This window comes from Nocardiopsis oceanisediminis, from assembly GCF_048595525.1.
GTDB classification, from domain to species: domain Bacteria; phylum Actinomycetota; class Actinomycetes; order Streptosporangiales; family Streptosporangiaceae; genus Nocardiopsis_A; species Nocardiopsis_A oceanisediminis.
In genome coordinates, this window is sequence record NZ_JAFMZJ010000001.1 from 5986853 (window position 1) to 6010638 (window position 23786).

The window sequence follows — 23786 nt, forward strand, 5'->3', positions numbered from 1 at the left end:
GGGATCTTCGGATCCCCCGAAACTAGCACTCCCCCGGAGTCCCGGCACCCTACTCGCTCCGCCGCGCCGGGGACTCCCCGGTCTCCGGGCCGGGGCCGTCCCGCCGCTCCTCCTCCGCGGCGGCGCCCCGCTCCGGGGCCTCCGCGGGCTCGCCGCCCGCCGCGCCCTGCGCGCCGTCCCCGGCCGCCGGGGCCGGGTCCTCCCCGGCGCCGGCCTCCGGCTCCGCCTCGGACTCCGCCTCCGGGTCGGGGGCGGGGCGGCGGCGCGGCTTGGCCTCGCCGATGACGGTGCCGCAGACCGCGCGGAGCCGCTCGATCGGGATGGCGCCGGCCCGCAGCACCCGGGGCACCGCGTAGGTGAGGTCGACGATGGTGGAGGGGACGCCGCCCTCGCACAGGCCGCCGTCCAGGTAGACCGAGACGGAGTCGCCGAGCTGCTCCGCGGCCTCCTCGGCCCGGGTCGCGGCCGGCTGCCCGGAGATGTTGGCGCTGCTCACCGCCATCGGGCCGGTCTCCTTGAGCAGCTCGATGGCGACCGGGTGCATCGGCATCCGGACCGCCACCGTGCCCTGGGTGTCGCCCAGGTCCCAGGAGAGGCTGGGGGTGGCCCGGCAGACGATGGTGAGCGGTCCGGGCCAGAACTCGTCGATCAGGTCCTGGCCGTGCCCGCCCAGGTCCTCGATGAGCGCGTGCGCGGCGCGCACCGAGCCGACCAGCACCGGCGGGGGCATGTCCCGGCCGCGGCCCTTGGCCTTCAGCAGGGAGGCCACCGCGGCGGGGCTGAACGCGTCCGCGCCGATCCCGTAGACCGTATCGGTGGGCAGGACCACCAGTTCGCCCTTGCGCACGGTGGACGCCGCGTCGGCGATCCCGTCCCTGCGCGCCTCGTCGTCGGCGCAGTCGTAGCTGCGGCTCACGGATGTCACCCCGTTCTCGAAGGCGGCCGCCGGGCCGCCGTGTCGCTCCGCCGTGTCAGTCGTCGGCGCGGCGCATCACCACGAACCTGTCCCTCCGGGCCAGGTCCTTGCGGTTGCGCACGTCGCGCCAGCCCAGCTCTTCGGGGAAGAGCCGGGGGATGTCGATGCCCTGGCCGTCGCCGTGCTCGACGGCCATCGCCCCGCCGGGCCTCAGCAGCCGGCGCCCCACCCCTTCCAGGGCGCGGATCATGTCCAGGCCGTCCCTGCCGGACCACAGCGCCGGCGCCGGGTCGTGGTCGCGGACCTCGGGCGGGATGACCGGGGCGTCCTCGGTGGGCACGTAGGGGGGGTTGCTGATCAGCAGGTCGACCCGGCCGTCCAGCTCGGGCAGCGCGGTGCGCATGTCGCCGCGGTGCGCGGTGACCCGGTCGCCGTGGCCGGTGGCGCCGATGTTGCGCTCGGCCCAGGCCAGCGCCGCCTCATCCAGCTCGACCGCGTGCACCCGGGAGCGCGGCACCTCCTGGGCGATGGAGATCGCGATGGCGCCGGATCCGGTGCCGAGGTCCACCACCAGGGGGTCGGCGACGTCCATGGCGCGCAGCGTCTCGATCGCCCAGTCGACCATGATCTCGGTCTCCGGGCGCGGCACGAACACCCCCGGGCCGACCTGGAGCTCCAGATAGCGGAAGTAGGCGCGGCCGGTGATGTGCTGCAGCGGCTCCCGGGCCGCCCGGCGCGCCACGCACTCCCAGTACAGCGCGTCGAAGTCGGAGTCGGCGACCTGGTGCAGCTCTCCTCGACGAACGCCGTGCGCGAAGGCCGCCAGCTCCTCGGCGTCGGTGCGGGGCGAGTCCACGCCCGCCTCGGCCAACCGAAGCGTGGCCCGCGCGACTTCGTCGAGCAGGAAGTTCATGACTGGGCCTGCTCCAGCCTTTCCTTGGTGTCGGCGTCGATGAGGGCCTGCAGCACGCCGCTCAGGTCGCCGTCGAGGACCTGGTCGAGATTGTAGGCCTTGTAGCCGACTCGGTGGTCGGAGATGCGGTTCTCCGGGAAATTGTAGGTGCGCACCCGCTCGGAGCGGTCGACCGTGCGGACCTGGCTCTTCCGCTCGGCCTGGGCCTCGGCGTCCGCGGTGGCCCGGGCCTCGGCCAGGATCCGGGCGCGCAGGATCCGCATCGCCTGCTCCTTGTTCTGGAGCTGGCTCTTCTCGTTCTGGCAGGAGACCACGATGCCGGTGGGCATGTGGGTGATGCGCACCGCGGAGTCGGTGGTGTTCACGCTCTGCCCGCCGGGGCCGGAGGAGCGGTACACGTCGATCCGCAGGTCGTTGTCGTTGATCTCGACGTCGATCTCCTCGGCCTCGGGCACCACCAGCACGCCGGCGGCCGAGGTGTGGATCCGGCCCTGGGACTCGGTGACCGGGACGCGCTGCACCCGGTGCACGCCGCCCTCGAACTTGAGGTTGGGCCAGACGCCCTCGCCCGGCTCGGGCGCCCCCTTGTTCTTGAAGGCGATCGTGATGTCCTTGTACCCGCCCAGGTCGGAGGCGGTGGAGTCGATGACCTCGGTCTTCCAGCCGCGGCGCTCGGCGTAGCGCAGGTACATCCGGACCAGGTCGCCCGCGAACAGCGCGGACTCCTCGCCGCCCTCGCCCGCCTTGACCTCCATGATGAGGTTCTTGTCGTCGGCCGGGTCGCGCGGGACGAGCAGGACCCGCAGCCGCTCGGTGAGCCGCTCGGCCTCGGCGGCCAGCCGCTCGGCCTCCTCCGCGAAGGAGGCGTCCTCGGCGGCCAGTTCGCGGGCCGCCTCGATGTCGCTCTCCACCTGGTTGAGCTCGCGGTAGGCGGCGATGATCGGGGTGAGCTGTGAGTAGCGCTTGCCCAGGCTCCTGGCGCGCGCCTGGTCGGCGTGCACCTCGGGGTCGGCGAGCTGCTGCTCCAGCTCGTAGTACTCGCCCAGGAGGTCGTCCAGCTTCACGTTTCGTCAGTCCCCGTCGAGGTGGTGTCCGATCGGATGCGCGGATGCAGTGCGGCGCCGCGCCGCGCGCCGCCGGAGGGGCGCGCGGCCGGCGCCGCTGCGGCGGGCGCTACTTGCGCTTGCCGAAGCGCTTCTCGAAGCGGGCCACCCGGCCGCCGGTGTCCATGATCTTCTGCTTGCCCGTGTAGAACGGGTGGCAGGCGGAGCAGATGTCCGTGCGGATCGAGCCGTCGGCCTTGGTGCTGCGGGTGACGAAGCTGTTCCCGCAGGTGCAGGTCACCTGGGTGACGACGTACTCGGGGTGGATGTCGGCCTTCACGTGTTTCTCCTCTTGAGCAAGTGCGGTCGCCGGACGCACGCCGCCGGGAAGGAACGCTGGGCACGGGTCGCCCCCTCGACGTGCGGAGGGGCGGGTGAGCGGCGTGCGCGAACCGGTACCGCGGTGGTCGTCGGACCGGGCGCGCCCCTGCCACAGGGCAGGAGGTTCCTTCCCCTACCAGTCTGCCAGACCTGCGAACAAGAACCGACCGCCCGCTGTTCCCCCGGCTACTTCCCGCCGTCCTGGCCCCGGCCGGTGCCGGTGACGTCCTCGCCCGGGTAGTCGCCGGTGCTCGGCGAGGGGTCGGGCTCGGCGGGCGCCTCCTCCGGGCACATCGCCAGCTCGATCATGGCCCAGGCGGGCGGGTCCGGGTCCTTCGCGGAGCGGGCCTGGAACAGGGTGAAGTCGCGGTCCTCGCCATGCACCGACCAGGTGCGCGAGCCCGGGATGTTCCCCGGGTGCATCCACACCTGCTCGCCGCAGGACAGGGTGTAGGAGCGCGGGCCGAGCGCGTAGCCGTAGCCGCTCTCCTCCTCGGCCTGGACGGCGAGCATCTGCTCCAGCATCTCCCGGTCGAGCAGTTCGCCGTCGAGCAGCGCCCGCCAGAACCGGTTGAGGTCGCCGACCGTGGAGACCACCTGGGCGGTGCCGTACCACCGGGTGGGGTTGAACTCGGTGATGTCCACCATGGCGCCGTGCGAGCGGGTGTAGGCCCGCATCACCGGCTCGGGCATCCGCGAGTCGAACGGGATGGAGGTGTCCTCCAGGCCGAGCGGCTCGATCACCCGCTCCTGCACCGCCTCGGCGTAGGGGCGCCCGGTGACCCGCTCGATGACCATGGCGACCAGCACGTAGTTGGTGTTGGAGTACTGCACGTCGGTGGCGGGGGCGAAGACCGGCCGGTGCCGCTGGGCGATCTCCACCAGCTCCTCGGGGGTCCAGCTCCGCTCCGGGTCGGCCACCACGCTGGGCATGTCCTTGTTGTAGCTGTACAGCCCGCTGGTGTGGCTGAGCAGCATGCGCAGGGTGATCTGCTCGCCGCCTTCGACCGTGCCCGGGAGCATGTCCTCCAGGGTGTCGCCCAGCTCCAGGCTGCCGTCCTGCACCAGGAGGAGCGCGGTGGCGGCCACGAACGGCTTGGACAGGCTGGCGATGCGGAAGTGCGCGCCGGGGTCGACCGGGGTGCCGCGCTCCCGGTCGGCGACGCCGGCCACCCCGTTCCAGGCGTCCGAGCCGCCCTCGTTCCGCTCCACCAGTTCGGCGACGGCCCCGCTGGAGCCCTGCACGACCACCTCGTTGAGGGCCTGCTGGAGCTCGATGCGCCGGTCCGCGCCGATGTCCGGCGGGTCGGGGGGAGGCGCGGGGCGCACACCGGTCGAGCCGGTGGCGTCCCCCTCTCCGCCCCAGGGGACGTTGACGGCGACGATCGCGGCGGCGGCCACGAGCGCCGCCGCACCCCCGGTCGCGGCCCACCTCTTGAAGTCCATACCAGCCGAATGGAAGCACGGAACCCCGGTTTTGGCGAACCGAAGCGCGGGTAAAAGTCCCTGCCTTCACGGGCCTTCCGCACATTCCGCCCCGATTCGCGGAGTCCGCTCAGGAACCGCCCCCGGCCTGGGCCCGGACCGCCTCGGCCGCGTCCCGCCGGTGCGCCGCCCAGGCCGCCGCGGCGAGCACCACCAGCAGTGCGGCGAGCACCGCGGCGCCCGGAGTGAGACCGACGCCATACACCGCCAGGTGCGCCAGGGCCCCGGCGGCGGTCAGGTAGTAGAGCAGCGGGAGCGCGCTCTGCCGGATCAGGTCGCCCTCCCGGCCGAGCAGCCCGACCACCGCGGAGGCGGCCACCACGTTGTGCACCGTGATCATGTTGCCCGCGGCGCCGCCCACCGCCTGCGCGGCGACGACGGTCTCCGGTGCGGCGCCGATCTGCTCCGCGGTGGAGAACTGGAAGAGCGAGAACATCAGGTTGGAGACGGTGTTGCTGCCGGCGACGAAGGCGCCGAGCGCCCCGATCCACGGCGCGAACAGCGGCCACGCCCCGCCGGCCAGGGCCGCCGCCTCCCCGGCCAGGGTGAGCGGCATGGACTCCGGGCCCCCGGCGGAGAACTCCGGGCCGCTGTTGATGAAGACCCGCACCAGGGGCACCGCGAAGAGCAGCGCGACGGCGGCGCCGGCCAGCTGACCGCCGGCGGTCCGCCAGGAGGCGGCGATCCGCCGCCGGTCCATCCGGTGCAGGCCGTAGGTGAGCAGGCAGACCAGGATGAACACGCCGCCCGGCGAGTACAGCGGCTGCACCCCCTCGCCGATGGAGGTGCCGAACAGCCCTTCGGCGCCGATCCGGACGGCCTCCAGCCGCTCCTTGAGCGGACCGATCAGCCGGGTGGCGACCAGCAGTCCGGCCACGATGAGATAGGGGCTCCAGGCGCGCAGCAGGCCGATCCGGGGCGCCTCCTCCGCACCGGCGTCCCCGCCCCCGGGGGCGAGCCGCCCGGTCCACCGCGCCTCCCAGCGCTCGCGCGGCGGGAAGTCCCAGGCCGTCTTGGGCACCAGGAACCCGGCGCGGGCGGCGGCGAGCACGATCAGCAGGCCGGTGAGGCCGCCGAGCAGCGAGGTGAACTCCACCCCGAGGAAGGCGTTGTAGAGCACCGAGGGGACCACCATGGCCAGCGCGGAGAAGAGCGCGAACGGCCAGACCGCCAGCCCGTCGGAGAACCTGCGCCGGCCGCCGTAGAAGCCGGTCAGCATGGCGCAGAGGAAGACCGGGACCAGGGTGCCGACCGCCGCGTGCAGCAGCACCGTCTGCAGTCCGATCGCGTCGATCATCCCGGCGAAGCCGCCCGCGGTCTCCGCGGCGCGCGCCTCGGCCTCCGGGGTGCCGGAGAGCCCGCCGGCCACGCCGACCAGGATCGGGGTGCCGACCGCGCCGAAGCTGACCGGGGTGGACTGGATCACCAGCCCCACCATGACCGCGGCCATCGCCGGGAAGCCGAGGGCGAGCAGGAGCGGGGCGACCACGGCGGCCGGGGTGCCGAACCCGGAGGCGCCCTCGATGAAGCCGCCGAACAGCCAGCCGATGATGACCGCCTGCACTCGGCGGTCCGGGCTGATCCCGGTGAAGGTGGCCCGGATGGTGCGGATGGCCCCGCTCTGGGTGAGCGTGGCGAGCAGCAGCAGCGCGCCGAAGATGATGTAGAGCAGGCCGGCCGCGAGGATCAGCCCCTGCGCGGTGGAGGCGGCCACCGCGGCCCACTCCACCCGCCACACCCCGACCGCCAGCGCGACGACCACCGCGTACCCGGCGGGCATCGCGTACTTGGCCGGTATCCGGAAGCCGACCAGGAGGACGCCGACCACGGCGATCGGGGCCAGTGCGAGCAGGGCGAGCAGGGCCGTTCCGTCCATCCGCGGCGCTCCCGGGGGGGGTGGAGTACACGGTATGCAGGGCGCGTGGGGATGGTAAGCCGGTGGCGCCGGAAAGGTAAAGGGGCGGCCCCCGCAGGAGCCGCCCCGGAGCGCTCGCGCCCCCGCCGGTCAGGTGGTCTTCTGCACCTGGAGCAGGAACTCGGTGTTGCTCTTGGTGTCCTTCATCTTCTCCAGCAGCAGCTCCAGCGCCTGCTGGGTGTCCAGGGCGTGCAGCACCCGGCGGAGCTTCCAGATGATGGCGAGCTCCTCGCTGGACATGAGGATCTCCTCCTTGCGGGTGGAGGAGGCGTCCACGTCCACCGCGGGGAAGATGCGCTTGTCCGCGAGCTGCCGGTTGAGCTTGAGCTCCATGTTGCCGGTGCCCTTGAACTCCTCGAAGATCACCTCGTCCATCCGCGAGCCGGTCTCCACCAGCGCGGTGGCCAGGATGGTCAGCGAACCGCCGTTCTCGATGTTGCGCGCCGCGCCGAAGAACCGCTTCGGCGGGTAGAGCGCGGTCGAGTCGACACCGCCGGAGAGGATCCGGCCGCTGGCCGGGGCGGCCAGGTTGTAGGCGCGGCCCAGGCGGGTGATCGAGTCCAGCAGGACCACCACGTCCATGCCCATCTCCACCAGGCGCTTGGCCCGCTCGATGGAGAGCTCGGCGACGGTGGTGTGGTCCTCGGCCGGCCGGTCGAAGGTCGAGTGGATGACCTCGCCCTTGACCGTGCGCTGCATGTCGGTGACCTCTTCGGGCCGCTCGTCGACGAGGACGACCATGAGGTGGCACTCGGGGTTGTTCTCGGTGATCGCGTTGGCGATCGCCTGCAGCACCATGGTCTTGCCCGCCTTGGGCGGGGAGACGATCAGGCCGCGCTGGCCCTTGCCGATCGGGGCGACCAGGTCGATGATCCGCGTGGTCAGCACGTTCGGCTCGGTCTCCAGGCGGAGGCGGTCCTGCGGGTAGAGCGGGACCAGCTTGGAGAACTCGGCGCGGTTGCGGGCCTGGTCGGGCGCCATCCCGTTGATGGTGTCCAGCCGGACCAGGGCGTTGAACTTCTCCCGGCGCTCGCCCTCGCGGGGCTGGCGCACGGCGCCGGTGATCGCGTCGCCCTTGCGCAGCCCGTGCTTGCGCACCTGGGCCAGCGAGACGTAGACGTCGTTGGCGCCGGGGAGGTAGCCGGTGGTGCGGACGAAGGCGTAGTTGTCCAGGATGTCGAGGATCCCGGCGACCGGCAGCAGGACGTCGTCCTCGCTGATCACCGGCTCGTTGTCCTGGCGGTCGCGGCCGCCGCGGCGGTCCCGGCGGTCGCGCCGGCGGCCGCGCCGGCGGCCGCCGCCGGAGTCGTCGTCGCCGCCTCGGCCGCCGCCCTGCTGGCCCGGACCGGAGTCCTGCTGCTGCTGGGGCTGGGCGTCGCCTTCGTCGCGGTTGCGGTTGCGGCGGTTGCGCTGGCGGTCGCGGCCGGACCGGCCGGACTGCTGCTGCGCGTCGGAGCCGCTCTTCTGGGAGGTGTTGGAAGTCTTGGTCACGCTGCTCGCGGAGGTAGAGGTTTCGGTCGCGTCCGTGCCCGGCTCGCCGCCGGCCTCCTCGCCGCGCTTGCGGGAGGTGCGCCGGCCGCGCTTGTCGGTGCGCTCGTCCTGCTCGTCGGCCTCGCCCTTGTCCGCCTTGGCGGCGGCGGGCTCGGCAGCGGGCTCCTCGACCTTATCGGCCGCGCTCCGCTTTCCGGCGGACTTCGCGCTCTTGGCCGGCTGCGGCGCGGCCACCGGACCGCCCTGCTTGGCCTCGATCGCGGCGATGACGTCGCTCTTGCGCATGCGCCCCGTTCCGGTGATGCCCAGGCTGGAGGCGAGCCGCTGCAGCTCGGTCAGCTTCAGGGCGGACAGCCCGGTGGCGCCGGACTGGGCCCGGCCGCGGGCCGGCGGGTTCTTGGCCGGTTCAGCGGCGTCGCCGGATCCCGCACCGGGCGCGGTGGGGGTGTCGTTCTTGCTGACCGCCGCGTCCGTGTGGAGTTCGGTGGTGTCGCTCACTAAGGGTCCTTCCCAAGGAGCGGGCTCGTGCCGTTTGTCTTCTTCATGAACGGACGGCCCGGTGGTGCGAACCGGCCTGGGCCGGGTCGGGCATGCCCCACCTGGATGTCGGGAACCGTCGGATGGCGCCCTTACCCAATCGCGGCGGGCTCTGGGTACAGCCAGACGTCGGGGCGTTGAGCTCGGTGGTGCTTCCCGTGGACCGTCCTGTCGCTCTCGCCGGGCGGGAAACCTGCCGCGGTGGGATGGGCAGAGCCACGGATGCGACGTGAGCTCGACACAGCGGCCACCTCGGACCCCGCTGGTGCGGCGTTGCCGACGAGCGGTGTCGGTGCGGAGGACCCTGTGGCGGATGAGCACACGCCCCGCAACGGGGCATCTGGTGCTACGACCAGCCTAACATCACCGGAGCCCACAGCTATTCCTCGACTCAGGTCTATGAACGGGGGGAAGTGATCCGTACCCCGGCCGGATCGATTTTTAAGGGGCGTATGTGCCATCCAGTACCCGTTCGGGCTCGAATCGAATCCGCGATGCCGACACTGATTTGCCCGGCATCGCCCGCATCCGAGGGGTTTTCGGGCTCGACGCCCAGCACCAATACGGTCGGGCCCGCCCCCGAGACGACGGCCGGGAGGCGCTCCTGCTCGCGCAGCTCGGAGACCAGTCGGGCGCTCTCCGGCATCGCCGGGCGCCGGTAGCGCTCGTGCAGCCGGTCCTCGGTGGCCTCCAGCAGCAGCTCCGGGTGGCCGGAAACGGCCGCGGTGAGCAGCGCTGCGCGCCCCGCGGTGAACGCCGCGTCGGCGTGCGGCACCTCCGCGGGGAGCAGCCCCCGGGCCTTCTCGGTGGAGAGCCGCTCCTCGGGGATGCACGCGATCGGCCGCAACCGGCCAGACGGGGCCAGCGGCAGCGCGCGCCAGCGCTCCCCCTCCCGCCAGGAGACGGTGAAGCCTCCGAACACGCACGGGGCCACGTTGTCCGGGTGTCCCTCGACGTCCGCGGCGACCTGGAAGATCCGCTCGCGGTCCGGTCCGCCGCCGGCGCCGCGCCAGCCCAGCAGGCCGGCCGCGGCCGCCACACCGGCGGTGATCGCCGAGGCCGAGGAGCCCAGGCCGCGCCCGTGCGGCACCGCGTTGCGGCAGCGCAGCGCGACGCCCGGCGGCTCCTCACCGGCCGCGGCATAGGCCGCGCGGAAGGCGGCGGCCACCAGGTGGGAGGCGTCCAGCGGGACCTCTCCGGCCCCCTCGCCCGCCACCTCCACGGTGGTCCGGCCGTCCGTGCGGACCTCGGCCTCCACCTCGTCGTACAGGGCCAGCGCCAAACCCAGGGCATCGAAGCCCGGGCCGAGGTTGGCGCTGGTGGCGGGGGTGCGGACGTGCACCGCCGCGGGGCGCGTCTGGGGCATGCGCGGTCTCCGGTCGGACTCGGGGACCCGGTTCTCCTGCCCGGGACCGCCGGCCGGGGGAAGCCCCCCGTCAGTGGTCTAGGCCAGGCCGAGGGCGGAGGCCGCGGCGTGCGCGTCCACCGGGACGGTGGTCGCCGCCGAGGCACCGGCCAGGGCCCAGTCCGGGTCCTTGAGGCCGTTGCCGGTGACGGTGCACACCACCCGGCTGCCGCGCTCGATCGCGCCGGCCTCCACCGCCTGGAGCAGGCCGGCGACGCTGGCCGCCGACGCGAGCTCCACGAAGACGCCCTCCTCGGCGGCGAGCATCCGGTAGGCGGAGAGGATCTGCCGGTCGGTGACGGAGTCGATGGCGCCGCCGGAGGCGTCCCGGGCGCTCTCGGCCAGCTGCCAGGAGGCCGGGTTGCCGATCCGGATCGCGGTGGCGATGGTGCGCGGCTGGCGCACCGGGGCGCCGTCCACGATCGGCGCGGAGCCGCTGGCCTGGAAGCCGAACATGCGCGGGGTGCGGGCGGCCGGCCCGTCCGCGGCGTACTCCTGGTAGCCCATCCAGTAGGCGCTGATGTTGCCGGCATTGCCGACCGGCAGGCAGTGCACGTCGGGGGCGTCGCCGAGCGCGTCGACCACCTCGAAGGCGGCGGTCTTCTGGCCCTGCAGCCGGTACGGGTTGACCGAGTTGACCAGCGCGACCGGGTAGTCCACCGAGAGCTTGCGGGCCAGCTCCAGGCAGTCGTCGAAGTTGCCGTCGACCTGGAGCAGCTTGGCGCCGTGCACCAGGGCCTGGGCGAGCTTGCCCATCGCGATCTTGCCCTGCGGGACCAGCACCGCGCAGGTCATCCCGGCGCGCACCGCGTAGGCGGCGGCGCTGGCGCTGGTGTTGCCGGTGGAGGCGCAGATGACCGCCTTGGCGCCGTCCTCGGCCGCCTTGGTGATGGCCATCGTCATACCGCGGTCCTTGAACGAACCGGTGGGGTTGAGCCCTTCGACCTTGAGGAAGACCTCGCACCCGGTCAGCTCGGAGACCCGGGTGGCCGGTACCAGCGGCGTGCCCCCCTCGAGAAGGGTGACGACCGGGGTGTTCGCCGTGACGGGAAGCCGGTCGCGGTACTCCTCGACGACCCCTCGCCACGCCCGTGCCATGCTCACGACAGGACCTTTCGCGCTGGTGGACGGCCCGGCGCCGGGCCTGCCCGCGGTGCGGGGCGCCCGACGCGCCGGTGCAGACGTGCTGCAGATGTGCTGCGGAGGGCGGGGACCGGATCCCGGGCGGCGCCTGCGCACGCCCGCGTTCCCTCGCCGACCTCGATTCTAGGCCCCGGAGGCGGAGTCGGGTTAATCGGGCCCACCCGTCTCACCTGCCGAGACGCAGAGTCCGCCGGTTCCGCGCCGGTCCCGGTGCCGCCGCACCGGAAACCGGCCGGGGCGGCGGCGCCGGGTCCCCGCCGGAGGCGGGCGGGGCCGGGTCCGGCTAGTCGGCGTTGTTCAGCGCCTCGACCCGCATGACGCTGGCGACGCTGCGCACCGTGTCCAGCGCGCGCAGCCGGCGCACGGTGGCGTCCAGCGCGGAGTCCGGGGCCCGGTGGCTGACCAGCACCAGCTGGGCGTCGTCGCCGTGCCCCTCCTGGCGCACGTTCTTGATGGAGACGTGGTTCTCCGCGAACACCTCGGCGACCCGGGCCAGCACGCCCGGCCGGTCGGCGACGTCCAGGGCGAGGTGGTAGCGGGTGACCGTGTCGCCCATCGGGTGCACCGGCAGGCCGGTGTCGTGGCCGCCCTCGGCGACCGAGGTGCCGGACAGCCGGTTGCGCGCCACCGCGACCAGGTCGCCCAGGACCGCGCTGGCGGTGGGCGCCCCGCCGGCGCCGGCGCCGTAGAACATCAGCCGGCCGGCCGACTCCGCCTCGACGAAGACCGCGTTGTAGGCGCCGCCGACGGTGGCCAGCGGGTGCTCGCGGGGGAGCATCGCCGGGTGCACCCGGACGCCGACCGAGGCGCCGTCCTCGGAGAGCTGGCAGATGGCCAGCGGCTTGACCACGCAGCCCATCGCCTCGGCGCTGGCGATGTCGCCGGCGGTCACCCCGGTGATGCCCTCGCGGTGCACGTCGGCGGCGGTCACCTGGCGGGTGTGGAAGGCCAGCCGGGCCAGGATGGCGGCCTTGGCGGCGGCGTCGAAGCCCTCCACGTCCGCGGTGGGGTCGGCCTCGGCGTAGCCCAGCGCCTGCGCCTCCTCCAGGGACTCGGAGAACCCGGCGCCCTGGGTGTGCATCCGGTCCAGGATGAAGTTGGTGGTGCCGTTGACGATGCCCATGACCCGTTTGACCCGGTCGCCGGCGAGCGAGTCGCGCAGCGGGCGGAGCAGCGGGATGGCGCCGGCCACCGCGGCCTCGTAGTAGACGTCCACCCCGGCCTCGCGGGCGGCGTCGTGGATGGCGGCGCCGTCCTCGGCGAGCAGCGCCTTGTTGGCGGTCACCACCGACTTGCCGTTCTTGATCGCGGCCAGGATCAGCGACCGGGCCGGCTCGATGCCGCCGATGACCTCGACCACCAGGTCGATGTCGGGCCGGGTGACCAGCGCCATGGCGTCGGTGGTGAACAGCTCGGGGTCGAGCCCCGTGCCGCGGGCCCGGCCGAGCCTGCGCACCGCGATCCCGCCGACCTCGACGGGCGTGCCGATGCGCGCGGCCAGCTCGTCGGCCTGCTCCTGGAGCAGGCGCACGACCTCAGCACCCACAACGCCGCATCCGAGCAGCGCCACCTTCATCGCCATAGGGGGGTGACTCCCACTTCTCTCACGGTTCCTGCGTTCTGTCGTCGGCCCTCGGCCCCGGCTCAGCCCTCGTCGAGGCGGAGGAGGTCCTCTTCGGTCTCCCTGCGCACGATGGTGCGCGAGGCCCCGTCGCGCACCGCGGTGATCGCCGGGCGCGGGAGGTGGTTGTAGTTGCTGGCCATCGAGTAGCAGTAGGCCCCGGTGGCGGCCACCGCGACCAGGTCGCCCGGGCGCAGGTCGCCGGGGAGGTAGAGGTCGTTGACGATGATGTCGCCGCTCTCGCAGTGCTTGCCGACCAGGCGGGAGAGCATCGGCTCGGCCCCGCTCACCCGGGAGGCGAGCACGCAGGTGTACTCGGCGCCGTACAGCGCGGTGCGGATGTTGTCGCTCATCCCGCCGTCCACGCTGACGTAGGTCCGGATGCCCTCGACGTCCTTGACCGTGCCGACCCGGTACAGGGTGACCCCGGCGGGGCCGGCGATGGCCCGGCCCGGCTCGACCGCGATCCGCGGTACCGGCAGGCCGCCGGCCCGGCACTCCCGACTGACGATGGAGACCAGGTTCTCCGCGATGGCCTTGGGCGTCAGCGGGGTGTCGCCGGGGACGTAGGCGATGCCCAGGCCGCCGCCGAGGTCCAGCTCGGACAGGGTGACGCCGAGCTCGCCGTGGATCCGGGCGAGGAACTCGGTGACCCGGCGGGCCGCCACCTCGAAGCCGGCGGTGTCGAAGATCTGCGAGCCGATGTGCGAGTGCAGCCCGACCAGCTCGATGTGCGGGGAGGCGATGAGCCGGCGCACCGCGCGCTCGGCGGCGCCGGTGCTCAGCGCGAGGCCGAACTTCTGGTCGTCGTGCGCGGTGGCGACGAACTCGTGGGTGTGCGCCTCCACGCCGGTGGTGACCCGCACCAGCACCGACGGCTTGAGGCCGCGCTCGGCGGCCAGCCGCTCCAGCCGGTCGATCTCGTCGAAGGAGTCCACCACGATCCGGCCCACCCCGGCCTCCAGGGCGCGGGCCAGCTCGGCCTCGGACTTGTTGTTGCCGTGCATGCCGAGGTCGGCGGCGGGGAAGCCGGCGGCCAGCGCGACGGCGAGCTCGCCGCCGCTGCACACGTCGAGCTTGAGGCCCTCCTCGTGCACCCACTTGGCGACGGCCTTGGTGAGCAGCGCCTTGCCGGCGTAGTAGACGTCGGCGCCGATGCCGCCGAAGGCCTCCTTGTAGTCCCGGGCGCGGCGGCGGAACTCCGCCTCGTCCAGTACGAACAGCGGGGTTCCGTACTCGGCGGCCAGGGCGGCGGCGCCGACGCCGCCGACGGCGAGTTCGCCGCCGACCCGCTGCGCGCTGCCCGGCCACACCCGGGGGTCGAGCTCGTGGAGGTCCTCGGGCGGCGCCGGCGGGTGCTCCTCGGGGAGGACGTCGGCGTGGCGCGGGCCTGCGGGGTGGGCGTAACGGCTCATGGGCTGCGGCTCTCGGCTGTTCGTTCGTCGGACGGCGGGTCGGCGGCGGCCCGCCGGTCGGGGCGGTCGCCTACGGCCTTGTGGGCGCGGACGCACCGAGCAGGGCGAGGCCCGCCCCGAGCACCCCGGACGCGGCGGAGCACAGCGCGACCGCGTCGGCCGCGGGCCCTCGCACCGCATCGGAGGACCGCGCCCATCCATGGTAGGAAGCGGCCAGTCCTTCCAGGTATCTGACCAGCATATGCGGTTGCCCACGCCGCCCGGCCGCCGAGACCGCGCCCGGGCCGTCGAACAGGGCGCCGACCAGGTCGGCGGCGTGCTCGCCGAGCGGTGCGCGCCAGTCCGGTCCGGGGGCGGGCCGGGTTCCGGTGCGCGCCTGCTCGGCCTGCTCGGCCCAGCCGCGGGCGGCGACCGCGTGGGCGTGCGCGTAGCGGACGGCGAAGGCGGGGTTGTCCCAGGTGTACCGGGCCCAGGCGCCGGGGGCGGCGGGGCCGGGCTCGGCCGGCAGGTCCGGGCCGGTGACCTCGCCGGGGCGGGGCTCCTCCGAGGCGGCCCGGCAGAACGCGATGCGCGCCGCGGACTCGCCGACGGCGGCCAGCAGCCGGGCGGCCTCCCCGCCGGCGGGCGGCAGGTCGGCGCAGGGCTCGCGCCAGTCCGCCTCCGCGGGGCGGGGCGGGGCGGGCTCGGGGCGCGGGCCGGGCGCGCCCTCGGCGGCCCGCGCGGCCAGCGCGATGCGGCGCCGGGCGTCCTCGCGGGCGAGCGCGCGGGCGCGCCCGAGGGAGGGGGCGGCGGCCAGGTCGGAGCGGGCCCAGCCGTCCTCGCCCTCGGCGGGCAGCGCGCGCCGGGCGCCGCCGGTGAGGTAGGCGGCGCCGTTCCAGGCGGCGGGGACCAGGGCGGCGAGGGCCTCGGGGCGGGGTTCGAGGGCGACCATGCCGCGGCCCGGCGCCTCGGCCGCGGCGACCCCGGGGAGGGCGCGCAGCGCGGCGGCGATCCGGGCGGCGGCCGCGTCGGCGCCGCCGGGCGCCCCGGCGCGCAGCGCGACGGCGGAGGCGAACCTGCCGGGGCGGCCGGGGACGCGGCGCGGGTCGGTCCAGGGCAGCGCGGCGGGGGCGGCGCCCAGCGCCTCGGCGGCGGCCGCCCGGAGCAGCGCGTCGATCCCCCAGGGGGTGGCGGCGGAGCGGGGCATCAGGCCAGCCCGGCCAGCTCGCGCACGGTCCCGATGAGCTCGGTCGGGTCGAAGGGCTTGGTCAGGTAGGCGTCCGCGCCGACCTCCTCGCCGCGGCGCAGGTCCTCGCTCTGCGCACGGGCGGTGATGAGCACGACCTTGGCGCCCCGGGTCTGCTCGCTCTCCCGGAGCCGCGTCGCGGTCACCCAGCCGTCCAGCCGGGGCATCATCACGTCCAGGGTGATCACGTCGGGCCGCACCTCGGCGGCCCGCTCCAGGCAGTCCCGCCCGTCCACGGCCGTGTGCACCTCGAACCCCTCGAGCTGCAGGTTCACCGCGATGAGCTGCCTGATCACCTCGTTGTCGTCGACCACCAGCACCCGCGCCAATGCTTCACCCACGGGCGTGAGACTAACGCGGCGCCCCGGCCCCGCGCCGGGGTTCGCCCGATCCGGCCCGGGAAAGGCGGACGATCCACCCTCCGGACCCTGTTAGAGTAGTGATCACAGCGAGCCCCCTTAGCTCAGGGGATAGAGCAACGGCCTCCGGAGCCGTGTGCGCAGGTTCGAATCCTGCAGGGGGCACATAATCGCGACCGTCTCGGGTCGCACAATGACCAGCGGTGATGCTTCGGCAGCCGCTGGTTTTCCTTTGTCGCCTTCCGTCTTCCCACAGCAGGTTTCGCGGACTCCTGCGGTCACACCGCGGTCAGGACATAGAGAACAGAAAAAGGCGGAGACCCCATATCGGACGGGTTTTCTTCGCCTCCGGCCTTGACCGCTCCAATGCGGGATAGGGACTCCCCGCCCCCGACGTGCTCGGCGACCGCTTCGGGTCCCCACCCTCATCTGCGGGAAGGGCGGCAGTCGTGCCGGTGGCCGTCGTGGTGCGACCGGCTCCGGCCACTTCTCTTACGCAGCGCGACCATCGGGTTACCTTCGACATACCCACATGAGGAGGCCTGATGGGCGGCGGAAAGCACGGCGACCAGGACGTCCCCCGCGACTCGGGGAAGGGGCGCGATGGCGACGGCCAGGACCCGGCCAAGCACGGTTCGGAACCCATGCCCGAACAGGGCGGCGACGGGCAGGACCCTGGCAAGTGACCGCCCCCGGCGCGGTGGTCGCCCGCGCCCTCACCGCCAAGGGCGCGCTCCTCGACCCTGCGTGGCACCGCGCCGTCCTCGCAGTGCCGCGCGAGGCGTTCATCCCCGAGACCGTGTGGGTGCGCACCCGGAGAGAGGGGCGCACGGTCTTCGCGCCCTACCCGCGCACCGACCCCGACGTCCAGGCGTGGATGCACCAGGACTACGCCCTGATGACCCAGGTCGACGACGGCGAACCCGCCGGCCCCGGCGGGACCGGGATCGTTCCCACCAGTTCTATCTCCCAGCCCTCCCTGGTGGCGGCGATGCTCCAGGCGCTCGACGCCGCCGACGGCGAGAAGGTGCTGGAGATCGGGACAGGCACCGGTTACAACCTGGCTCTCCTCTGCGAGCGTCTGGGGGATGGGCGGGTGGTCTCCGTCGAGGTGGATCCGGTGGTCGCCGAGCAGGCCCGGCGCACCCTGGCCGAACTCGGCTACAAGCCGACGATCATCACCGGAGACGGCGCGGCCGGCGTTCCGGGGTGCGGCCCGTTCGATCATGTACTGGCCACCGTCGGCGCGAAGCAGGTGCCGCCCGCCTGGATCGCGCAGACGCAACCGGGCGGCCGGGTGGTCGTCCCGTGGGGGCCGGGGTTCACCTCGGCGGCGCTACTGCGGCTGGTCGTCGACGAAGACGGATCGGCTCACGGGCGGCTGCTGCGGGACGCGGCGTTCATGTGGCTGCGCGACCAGCGCCGCCCCGTGGACGACTGGCGCGACCACATCGACGAGACGGCCCCCGCGCTCGCCGCGGGGGAGGTCACCGTGAACCCCCGAGTGGTGTCCGACCCGGATCCCGGGTGGGGCGTGGCGCTCGGACACCTGGTCCCGGAGCTGGCGGCGCACACCGCAGAGGCCTCCGAAGACAATGCGGAAGCCGTGGGCGAGGCGACGGTGCGGCTGTACGACCGGGCCGGTTCGTGGGGGGTGGGCGAGTACACCCCGGCCGGCGCCCCTTACGAGGCGCAGCGGTGCGGCCCCCGGGACCTGTGGGCCGAGGTCACCGCCGCCCGCACCGCATGGGAGGAGGCCGGACGCCCCGGCCGGGACCGACTCGGCCTCACCGTGGAGCGCGACGGGAGGCAGGTGCTGTGGGTGGACGACCCGACCAAGCCGCTCGACTGACCACCTCGCTCTGCTCCTCTGCATCACCTCGGCGCACCGGCCTCCAACAGCCGCTCCCGGTCAGGGCACGACCGGATCCGGCACCTGGGCCGCCGGCGCGCCCCGCCCAGTGGGAAATACATCGGGTATGTACGGCGGAGGCCCCGGCGTGCACGCCGGGGGCTTCCTGCTGTCCTAGGTTCCCTAGATGTCGTCCCTCTTCAGGGCTTCCAGGAAGGCGCGCCACTCGCGAGCCGGGACGGACAGGTACCCCGCACTGCGGTTCTGCGTATCGCGGACGAGGGTCGCGGCGCCCTCGGCGACCTCGACGCAGTTCTGAGTGGTTGCTCCGCTGTAGCTGGACTTCCGGAACACCAGGCGGGATGTCTCGGACATGGGTTCCCTTCCATCCATCGGTGAGCAGGCCCTCCATGGTTAGAGTGCTCGCGTGCAGGTGGTCGTACCCCGTCTTGCAGTGCTCCGGGTTTCCGGCAGCCCTGCGCGAACAAGGCATCCGGTGGCGATCATGGTGCGACCGACTCCGGCCACTTCTCTTACGCACCGCGACCAGCAGGTTACGGTCGAGGAGGCGGTGAGGGGAGGCCCATGGGCAGGCACGGCAACGACGACAAGCCCAGCGACACGCACGGCGGTAGCGACCGCGACGGCCAGAAGCCCGGCCAAGGGCACGGCTCCGGCGAGCGCACGCCCGACCAGGGCGGCGACGGGCAGAAGCCTCGATGAGAACCTTTCCCGGAGCGCGTATCGCCCGCGCACTCAGCTCCAGAGGAGCGATCCAGGATCCGGACTGGCACCGCGCCGTCCTCGCAGTGGATCGAAGCGCGTTCATCCCCGAGACGGTGTGGACCGACACCGGCGACGACGGGGTGTTCCGCCCCTACCCTCGCGCCGACCCCGACGTCCAGGCGTGGATGCACCAGGACTACGCGCTGGTGACCCAGGTCGATGACGGGTCCCCGGCCGGTCCTGACGGTACCGGCGTCGTGCCGACCAGTTCGATCTCCCAGCCGTCCCTGGTGGTGGCGATGCTGGAGGCCCTGGAACTCCATGGCGGCGAGCGGGTGTTGGAGATCGGGACCGGGACCGGGTACAACACCGCCTTGTTATGCGAGCGCCTCGGGTCGGAGAACGTGGTCTCCGTCGAGGTGGATCCGGTGGTCGCCGAGCAGGCGCGTCGTACCCTGCACGGCCTGGGTTACAAGCCGGCGCTCATCGTCGGCGACGGCGCGGCCGACGTTCCTGGGCAGGAGCCGTTCGACCATGTGCTGTCCACCGTCGCCGCGCGCCGTATTCCACCTGCCTGGATCGCCCAGGCCCGGCCGTCCGGCCGGATCGTCGCCCCGTGGGGGCCGGGGTTCACCTCGGCGGCGCTGCTGCGGCTGGTCGTCGACGAAGACGGATCGGCTCACGGGCGGCTGCTGCGGGACGCGGCGTTCATGTGGCTGCGCGACCAGCGCCGCCCAATCGGATCCTGGCGTGATTTCGTCGACGAGGACGACCCGGCGGCTGCCGCGAGCGAGATCCCCGTGAACCCCCGAGTGGTGTCCGACCGCGCATCGGGGTGGGGCGTCGTGCTGGGACACCTGGTTCCGGGGCTGGGGTACGCCTCCTACGAGGCCGCTGAGAACGACCTCTCGGCGGCGGGGGAGGCGACCGTCTACATCTATGACCGGGAGGGGTCGGGTTCGTGGGGGGTGGGCGAGTACACCCCGGCCGGCGCCCCTTACGAGGCGCAGCGGCGCGGCCCCCGGGACCTGTGGACCGAGGTCACCGCCGCCCGCACCACATGGGAGGAGGCCGGACGCCCCGGCCGGGACCGACTCGGCCTCACCGTGGAGCGCGACGGGAGGCAGGTGCTGTGGGTGGACGACCCGACCAAGCCGCTCGACTGACCACCTCGCTCTGCTCCTCTGCATCACCTCGGCACACCGGCCTCCAACAGCCGCTCCCGGTCAGGGCGTGACCGGGAACCGCATGCTGCGGCCGCCTTCGGCCTCCCGAGGTAGGTAGGCGGAGGACGCCTGCCGGGGTAGTCTGGCGGTGGTTCTGGTACAGCGATGGCCCCGGCGAGAAGTTTCGTCGGGGCCCTCGCTTTGCCCGGGCTACAGGTCGCCGTTCTTCACAGCCCGAATGAGCGCCGCCCACTCGGACGAAGGCGCGGTCAGATAGCCCTCTTCAGGGCGAGTGGAGTCACGGACCGCCGAAACGCCCGGGGCGTCGGCGACCTCGACGCATTCGTTCCGCGTGGCGCTGTAGCCGCTCTTGCGGAACTCGAAGTGAGGGTTCTGGTTCTGGTACACGGTTCCTACTACTGGTAGTTGCTGCGGAGCTCATGCAGCCGGGCGACGGAGGCCTCCGGGTGGAGGGCCATGACGCGGATGTCGTCCCATGCATCCCGGTATACGGCGATCTCCTCCTCTTGTTCAAGGTAGAGGCCGTCCGTCCGGGTCTCGACATAGACGATCGAGGGATCCGCGGGGTTGGGAAAGTCCAGGAGGGTGAACGCTCCGGAGGTACCGGGGTGTAGCCCCACTTCCAGCGGAAGCACCTGGATCTTGATCGAGTTGACCTCTTCGGACGCCTCGATGAGCTTGTCGATCTGCGTCCGCATCGCCTCTGGACCGCCGGCGGGCCGGAGAAGCACCGACTCGTCTATGACCGCCCAGAGCCGCGGAGCATCCTCCCTGTCGAGGATCTCTTGGCGCTCCATCCGGGCGGCGACCGCGCGGGCGGTGGCGTCCTGGTCGCGAGCGTGCATGGACTTGTCGGAGGCGGCGGCATAGTCGGGGGTCTGGAGCAGGCCGGGGATGACCATCGACTGGTAGGTCGAGATCACGGAGGCCTCGGCCTCGAACCCGACGTAGCCGTCGGTGAAGACGTCGCCGTACCGGGCCCACCACCCCTTCTCCCGTGACTGGCGGGCAAGAGTGACCAGTCCTTCACGGACATCCTCGGAAGCGCCGTACAGCTCGGCCAGCGCCCGCACGATGACGGGGTCGGGGCGCTTCCACTTGTTCAGTTCCATGTTGGTGAGCCGTCCGCGCGACCAGCCGAGCTTGTCGCCGACCTTCTCAGCCGTATATCCAGATTCTTCGCGCAAACGTTTCAATTCGGCGGACAGCCGACGTCGCCGGACAGTCGGGCTGTGCCTGTCGCTCACGGTGCGTACCCCTCGATTCCGACGCGGACGTTTCCCTGCGGCGATGGTAGATCACCCCTTCGACCAAGATTTTGAAGCGAGGATCCCAGCAATCTAAATCTTTGTATTGAAAATTTGGAAGGTGGTTGTCAGTATGAGGCACACCAGAACCCCGCCGCCCTTACCAGGCGGCATCCCTCTTCCAGGAGGTCGCCGATGCGACTCTCGTCCCTGATCGCCGCGGCCGCGCTGCTGCGGCTCATCCCTCCCCCCGCGTCCCGGCGCGGTCGGCACGCCCGCCGAGAAGGAGGGGGCGGCGGCTCGGCGCCGCGCCCCCGCCGCTACGCCCCCGGGCAGGCCCCCGACTACAACGCCCTGTGCGACGCCACCGTGCGCCACGCCGCTCGCTGGACCCTCGCCTACGAACCCGAAACGGCCGCCTGCTACGTCGCCCGCTCCCTCATCGACGACGGCGTCGTGCTCGCCGCCTCCGACGTGGCCGAGCTCGACCGGCTGCTCATCGAGTTCGTCCCGCCGCCCCGCATCCGCCCCTACGCCGTCGACCCCGAGGCCGCCGCCATGGCCCGCGCCTCCGAGCAGCGGCTGCTGGCCCGGATGATGCAGGAGGCGGCGGCATGATCCACGGAGCAGAGCCCCCGCTCACCTCCGGCGAGGTCGCCGACCTGTTCCGCGTCGACCCCAAGACCGTCACCCGGTGGGCGGCCACCGGAAAGCTGCGGTCCTTCCGCACCCCGGGCGGGCACCGCCGGTTCGCCGCCGCCGACATCCGATCGATCCTGGCCCACGCACGGCAGCCCCGGCGCGAGCAGGGGCGGGTGGCCCGATGACCTCCGCCCACAACCGCGCCGTCATCCGCGCCCCGCGCCCGGACGCGGTCCGCGCCGAGCGCGCCCCGGAGGTCGGCGGCGTCGCCCTCGTCCTCGCCCCCGAGATCGAGGTGCTGCTGTCCGGCCCGGACGCCGCCGCCTACCTCACCCGGCTGGCCGCCGCCATCGCCACCGCCCGCGGCATGCTCCACCCCGCCCAAGGCGACCGGGCGCCCCGGCCCTGACCCAGGACCCCGCGCCGCGTTCCCCTTCCCCTGCGCGGCGCGGGAACAGACGCCCCCGCCCCGGGCCCGGCTCCCCTCGCCCGGGGCGGGCGGCACCCCCACCCCAGGAGCCCGTGATGACAGAGACCGCCCGGTGCGGCGCCTGGCTGCCCGGCCACCCGCACTCCTGCGCCCGCCCGACCGACCACGACGGCGCGCACGAATCGGTTCGGGGCCTCACCTGGGAAGACGCTGCGGAAGAGCACCCCGCCCGCCGCACCGCCCCGCCGATCCGGCCGGGTGGCGGACGGGGCGAGCCACCGCGCGCATAGAGACCGACCACACGCCGGGACCGGAGGCCCCGGCGCCGACCACGGCCGGCACCCGCCGGAGGGGACGAGGAGCCCGGCCACCCGCCCGCCCCGGGGCTGACTCCCCCGCCCGGGGCGGGCGGCACGACGAAAGAGGTGAAGCGTGGGCTGGATCCACCTGCGCCCCGAGTGCAAGGCCGTCTGGGGCACCTGCCCCACACGCGCCCCCGAAGAAGAACCGACCAGGAGCCGCCCATGTCCGAGATCGCGACGGCCCGTCAACAAACCCCGGGTGACCTGCAAAGACCGTCCGGTGCGCCCTCGCCTGCGCAGTACCTTGAGCGCATGCTCTCCGACCGCCCCGCCCTCCGTATCGGCACCCGCACCTCCCCCATGGCCATGGCCCAGGCCCGCACCGTCCAGCGGCTCCTCACCGAGCGCGCCGGCGTCGCCTCGGAGATCGTCGGTATCTCGACGACCGGCGATCAGTGGATGGGGGACCTATCGAAGCTGGGCGGCAAGGGGGCGTTCCTGAAGCAGATCGAGCGCGCCCTGGTGATGGGGCACGTGGACATCGCCGTGCACGCCATGAAGGACGTGCCGGGAGACGTCCCCCTCGCCGAGGGCACCGCCTTCGCCGCCTACCTCGCGCGCGAGGACGTTCACGACGTCCTGGTGGTGCGCGAGGGGTCCAAGTACCGCGGTCTCTCCGAGATGCCGCCGGGCACCCGGATCGGCACCTCGGCGGTGCGGCGCAAGGCCCAGATCCTCAAGCACCGGCCCGACCTGCACGTCGACCGCATCCGCGGCAACGTGAACTCACGGATCGCCCGGCTCGACGAGCGCGGCGAGTTCGAGGCCGTCGTGCTCAACGCGAGCGGCCTCCACCGGACCGGGCTGGAGCACCGCGCCACCGAGGTGATCCCCACCGACGCCATGTGCCCGCCGGTCGGCTCCGGCGTCGTCGGCGTCCAGTGCCGCACCTCCGACAGCGGCATCGCCGAGGCGCTGCGCCTGCTCGACGACGCGGAGACGCGGACGCTGATCACCGCGGAGCGGACGATGCTGCACGGGCTTCGCGGCCACTGCAATTCGCCGATCGCCGGGCATGCGCACGTCACCGCCGACGGGCAGCTGAGCCTTCGCGGCATGGTGTTCACCCGGGAGGGCGGGAGGTTCGCCTACGCCCAGGAGTGGGACGAGCCGGCGCGCGCCGCCGAACTCGGCGCCTACGTCTCCGCCGTCCTGCTCCGCAAGGGCGCCCGCGGCATCATCGACGGCATCCCGCACTGACCTGCCCTGGGCACGGCGAAGACGGCCCGCTCCTGAAGCTTGAGAGGTGATGGACCGGAGAGGCCGGCCATGGGGGCGCCGGCTCTCCGGCCTCCGCGCACCGCCGGTGCGGCGAACATCACACCGGGTCCGCGTCCGCCGCAGAGCCGCGCGGGCCGGGACTCCGGGCACCACGGCCCGGCGGGGGCGGGGCACCTCGTCGGCCTTGGGGAACGGACGGTGGGGATAGGTGTCTTCCCGGCCTCCTGCTGGGGTGGCAGAGGGCGTTCCGGCGCCCGCCGGTCCTCTTCG

Annotated in this window: 23 protein-coding genes and 1 tRNA gene; 8 read left to right on the forward strand and 16 right to left on the reverse strand. The window is 73.3% G+C overall.

The features are described 5' to 3' along the window. Positions 1-49: 49 nt before the first annotated feature. The 13 genes from J0910_RS26125 to J0910_RS26185 form a co-directional block, all read right to left on the reverse strand. Entirely contained in the window at positions 50-916 is an 867-nt protein-coding gene (locus J0910_RS26125; protein ID WP_420161186.1) for an L-threonylcarbamoyladenylate synthase, read from the reverse strand. Between the two features lie 55 nt (positions 917-971). Continuing rightward, positions 972-1829: a peptide chain release factor N(5)-glutamine methyltransferase gene (gene prmC, locus J0910_RS26130; RefSeq protein ID WP_420161187.1), complete on the reverse strand. Its 858-nt coding sequence runs from the start codon at positions 1827-1829 to the stop codon at positions 972-974. Beyond that, positions 1826-2893 carry a peptide chain release factor 1 gene (gene prfA / locus J0910_RS26135; protein WP_420161188.1) on the reverse strand — a complete coding sequence of 356 codons (1068 nt, stop codon included), beginning with the start codon at positions 2891-2893 and terminating at the stop codon, positions 1826-1828. The genes prmC and prfA overlap by 4 nt, the downstream gene beginning before the upstream one ends. A gap of 109 nt (positions 2894-3002) precedes the next feature. Next, positions 3003-3212, reverse strand: coding sequence for a 50S ribosomal protein L31 (rpmE, locus tag J0910_RS26140; RefSeq protein ID WP_017593568.1), 210 nt, complete (start codon positions 3210-3212; stop codon positions 3003-3005). A gap of 227 nt (positions 3213-3439) precedes the next feature. Beyond that, complete coding sequence (locus tag J0910_RS26145) at positions 3440-4699, reverse strand: serine hydrolase domain-containing protein (RefSeq protein ID WP_420161189.1); 1260 nt, start codon at positions 4697-4699, stop codon at positions 3440-3442. Positions 4700-4808: 109 nt separating this feature from the next. Then, positions 4809-6614, reverse strand: coding sequence for an L-lactate permease (locus J0910_RS26150; protein ID WP_420161190.1), 1806 nt, complete (start codon positions 6612-6614; stop codon positions 4809-4811). Positions 6615-6743: 129 nt separating this feature from the next. Further along, the gene (gene rho, locus J0910_RS26155) at positions 6744-8642 is read right to left on the reverse strand and encodes a transcription termination factor Rho (protein ID WP_420161191.1); all 1899 of its coding nucleotides are present in this window, start codon (positions 8640-8642) and stop codon (positions 6744-6746) included. Positions 8643-9078: 436 nt separating this feature from the next. Further along, positions 9079-10047 carry a homoserine kinase gene (gene thrB, locus J0910_RS26160; RefSeq protein ID WP_420161192.1) on the reverse strand — a complete coding sequence of 323 codons (969 nt, stop codon included), beginning with the start codon at positions 10045-10047 and terminating at the stop codon, positions 9079-9081. 78 nt (positions 10048-10125) lie between these two features. Next, positions 10126-11184 carry a threonine synthase gene (thrC, locus tag J0910_RS26165; protein WP_420162093.1) on the reverse strand — a complete coding sequence of 353 codons (1059 nt, stop codon included), beginning with the start codon at positions 11182-11184 and terminating at the stop codon, positions 10126-10128. A 328-nt stretch (positions 11185-11512) separates the two neighbouring features. Next, complete coding sequence (locus J0910_RS26170; protein WP_420161193.1) at positions 11513-12811, reverse strand: homoserine dehydrogenase; 1299 nt, start codon at positions 12809-12811, stop codon at positions 11513-11515. A gap of 62 nt (positions 12812-12873) precedes the next feature. Beyond that, a complete protein-coding gene (gene lysA, locus J0910_RS26175) occupies positions 12874-14265 on the reverse strand; it encodes a diaminopimelate decarboxylase (RefSeq protein ID WP_420161194.1) in 1392 nt (463 codons plus the stop codon). A 70-nt stretch (positions 14266-14335) separates the two neighbouring features. Beyond that, the gene (locus J0910_RS26180) at positions 14336-15451 is read right to left on the reverse strand and encodes a DALR anticodon-binding domain-containing protein (RefSeq protein WP_420161195.1); all 1116 of its coding nucleotides are present in this window, start codon (positions 15449-15451) and stop codon (positions 14336-14338) included. Further along, positions 15451-15810, reverse strand: coding sequence for a response regulator transcription factor (locus J0910_RS26185; RefSeq protein WP_420162094.1), 360 nt, complete (start codon positions 15808-15810; stop codon positions 15451-15453). Before J0910_RS26185 ends, J0910_RS26180 begins: the two co-directional genes overlap by 1 nt. 132 nt (positions 15811-15942) lie before the next feature. Here J0910_RS26185 and J0910_RS26190 point away from each other — a divergent pair. The 3 genes from J0910_RS26190 to J0910_RS26200 all read left to right on the forward strand — a co-directional run bounded on the left by J0910_RS26190 (position 15943) and on the right by J0910_RS26200 (position 17701). Then, positions 15943-16014: transfer RNA gene (locus tag J0910_RS26190), tRNA-Arg, on the forward strand. Between the two features lie 380 nt (positions 16015-16394). Next, complete coding sequence (locus tag J0910_RS26195; protein ID WP_420161196.1) at positions 16395-16535, forward strand: hypothetical protein; 141 nt, start codon at positions 16395-16397, stop codon at positions 16533-16535. Then, positions 16532-17701 (forward strand): methyltransferase domain-containing protein, encoded by a 1170-nt coding sequence (locus J0910_RS26200; protein ID WP_420161197.1) that lies wholly within the window; start codon positions 16532-16534, stop codon positions 17699-17701. The genes J0910_RS26195 and J0910_RS26200 overlap by 4 nt, the downstream gene beginning before the upstream one ends. Before the next feature lie 183 nt (positions 17702-17884). Here J0910_RS26200 and J0910_RS26205 read toward each other — a convergent pair whose 3' ends face one another. After that, positions 17885-18076 (reverse strand): DUF397 domain-containing protein, encoded by a 192-nt coding sequence (locus tag J0910_RS26205; RefSeq protein ID WP_420161198.1) that lies wholly within the window; start codon positions 18074-18076, stop codon positions 17885-17887. A 434-nt stretch (positions 18077-18510) separates the two neighbouring features. Between J0910_RS26205 and J0910_RS26210 the strand changes: the two genes are divergently transcribed. After that, positions 18511-19593: a methyltransferase domain-containing protein gene (locus tag J0910_RS26210; RefSeq protein WP_420161199.1), complete on the forward strand. Its 1083-nt coding sequence runs from the start codon at positions 18511-18513 to the stop codon at positions 19591-19593. Positions 19594-19803: 210 nt separating this feature from the next. Here the strand turns inward: J0910_RS26210 and J0910_RS26215 are convergent, their stop codons facing one another. Together J0910_RS26215 and J0910_RS26220 are read right to left on the reverse strand one after the other, a co-directional pair. Next, entirely contained in the window at positions 19804-20001 is a 198-nt protein-coding gene (locus J0910_RS26215; protein ID WP_420161200.1) for a DUF397 domain-containing protein, read from the reverse strand. 8 nt (positions 20002-20009) lie between these two features. Continuing rightward, entirely contained in the window at positions 20010-20861 is an 852-nt protein-coding gene (locus tag J0910_RS26220; protein WP_420161201.1) for a helix-turn-helix domain-containing protein, read from the reverse strand. A 195-nt stretch (positions 20862-21056) separates the two neighbouring features. On the opposite strand from J0910_RS26220, the gene J0910_RS26225 reads away from it, so the two are divergent. From J0910_RS26225 to hemC, 4 genes are all read left to right on the forward strand, one after another. After that, positions 21057-21479 carry a hypothetical protein gene (locus J0910_RS26225; protein WP_420161202.1) on the forward strand — a complete coding sequence of 141 codons (423 nt, stop codon included), beginning with the start codon at positions 21057-21059 and terminating at the stop codon, positions 21477-21479. Then, positions 21476-21688 (forward strand): BldC family transcriptional regulator, encoded by a 213-nt coding sequence (locus tag J0910_RS26230; RefSeq protein WP_420161203.1) that lies wholly within the window; start codon positions 21476-21478, stop codon positions 21686-21688. The genes J0910_RS26225 and J0910_RS26230 overlap by 4 nt, the downstream gene beginning before the upstream one ends. After that, entirely contained in the window at positions 21685-21912 is a 228-nt protein-coding gene (locus J0910_RS26235) for a hypothetical protein (protein WP_420161204.1), read from the forward strand. Before J0910_RS26230 ends, J0910_RS26235 begins: the two co-directional genes overlap by 4 nt. Before the next feature lie 635 nt (positions 21913-22547). Further along, complete coding sequence (gene hemC, locus J0910_RS26240) at positions 22548-23495, forward strand: hydroxymethylbilane synthase (protein WP_420161205.1); 948 nt, start codon at positions 22548-22550, stop codon at positions 23493-23495. Positions 23496-23786: the final 291 nt, after the last annotated feature.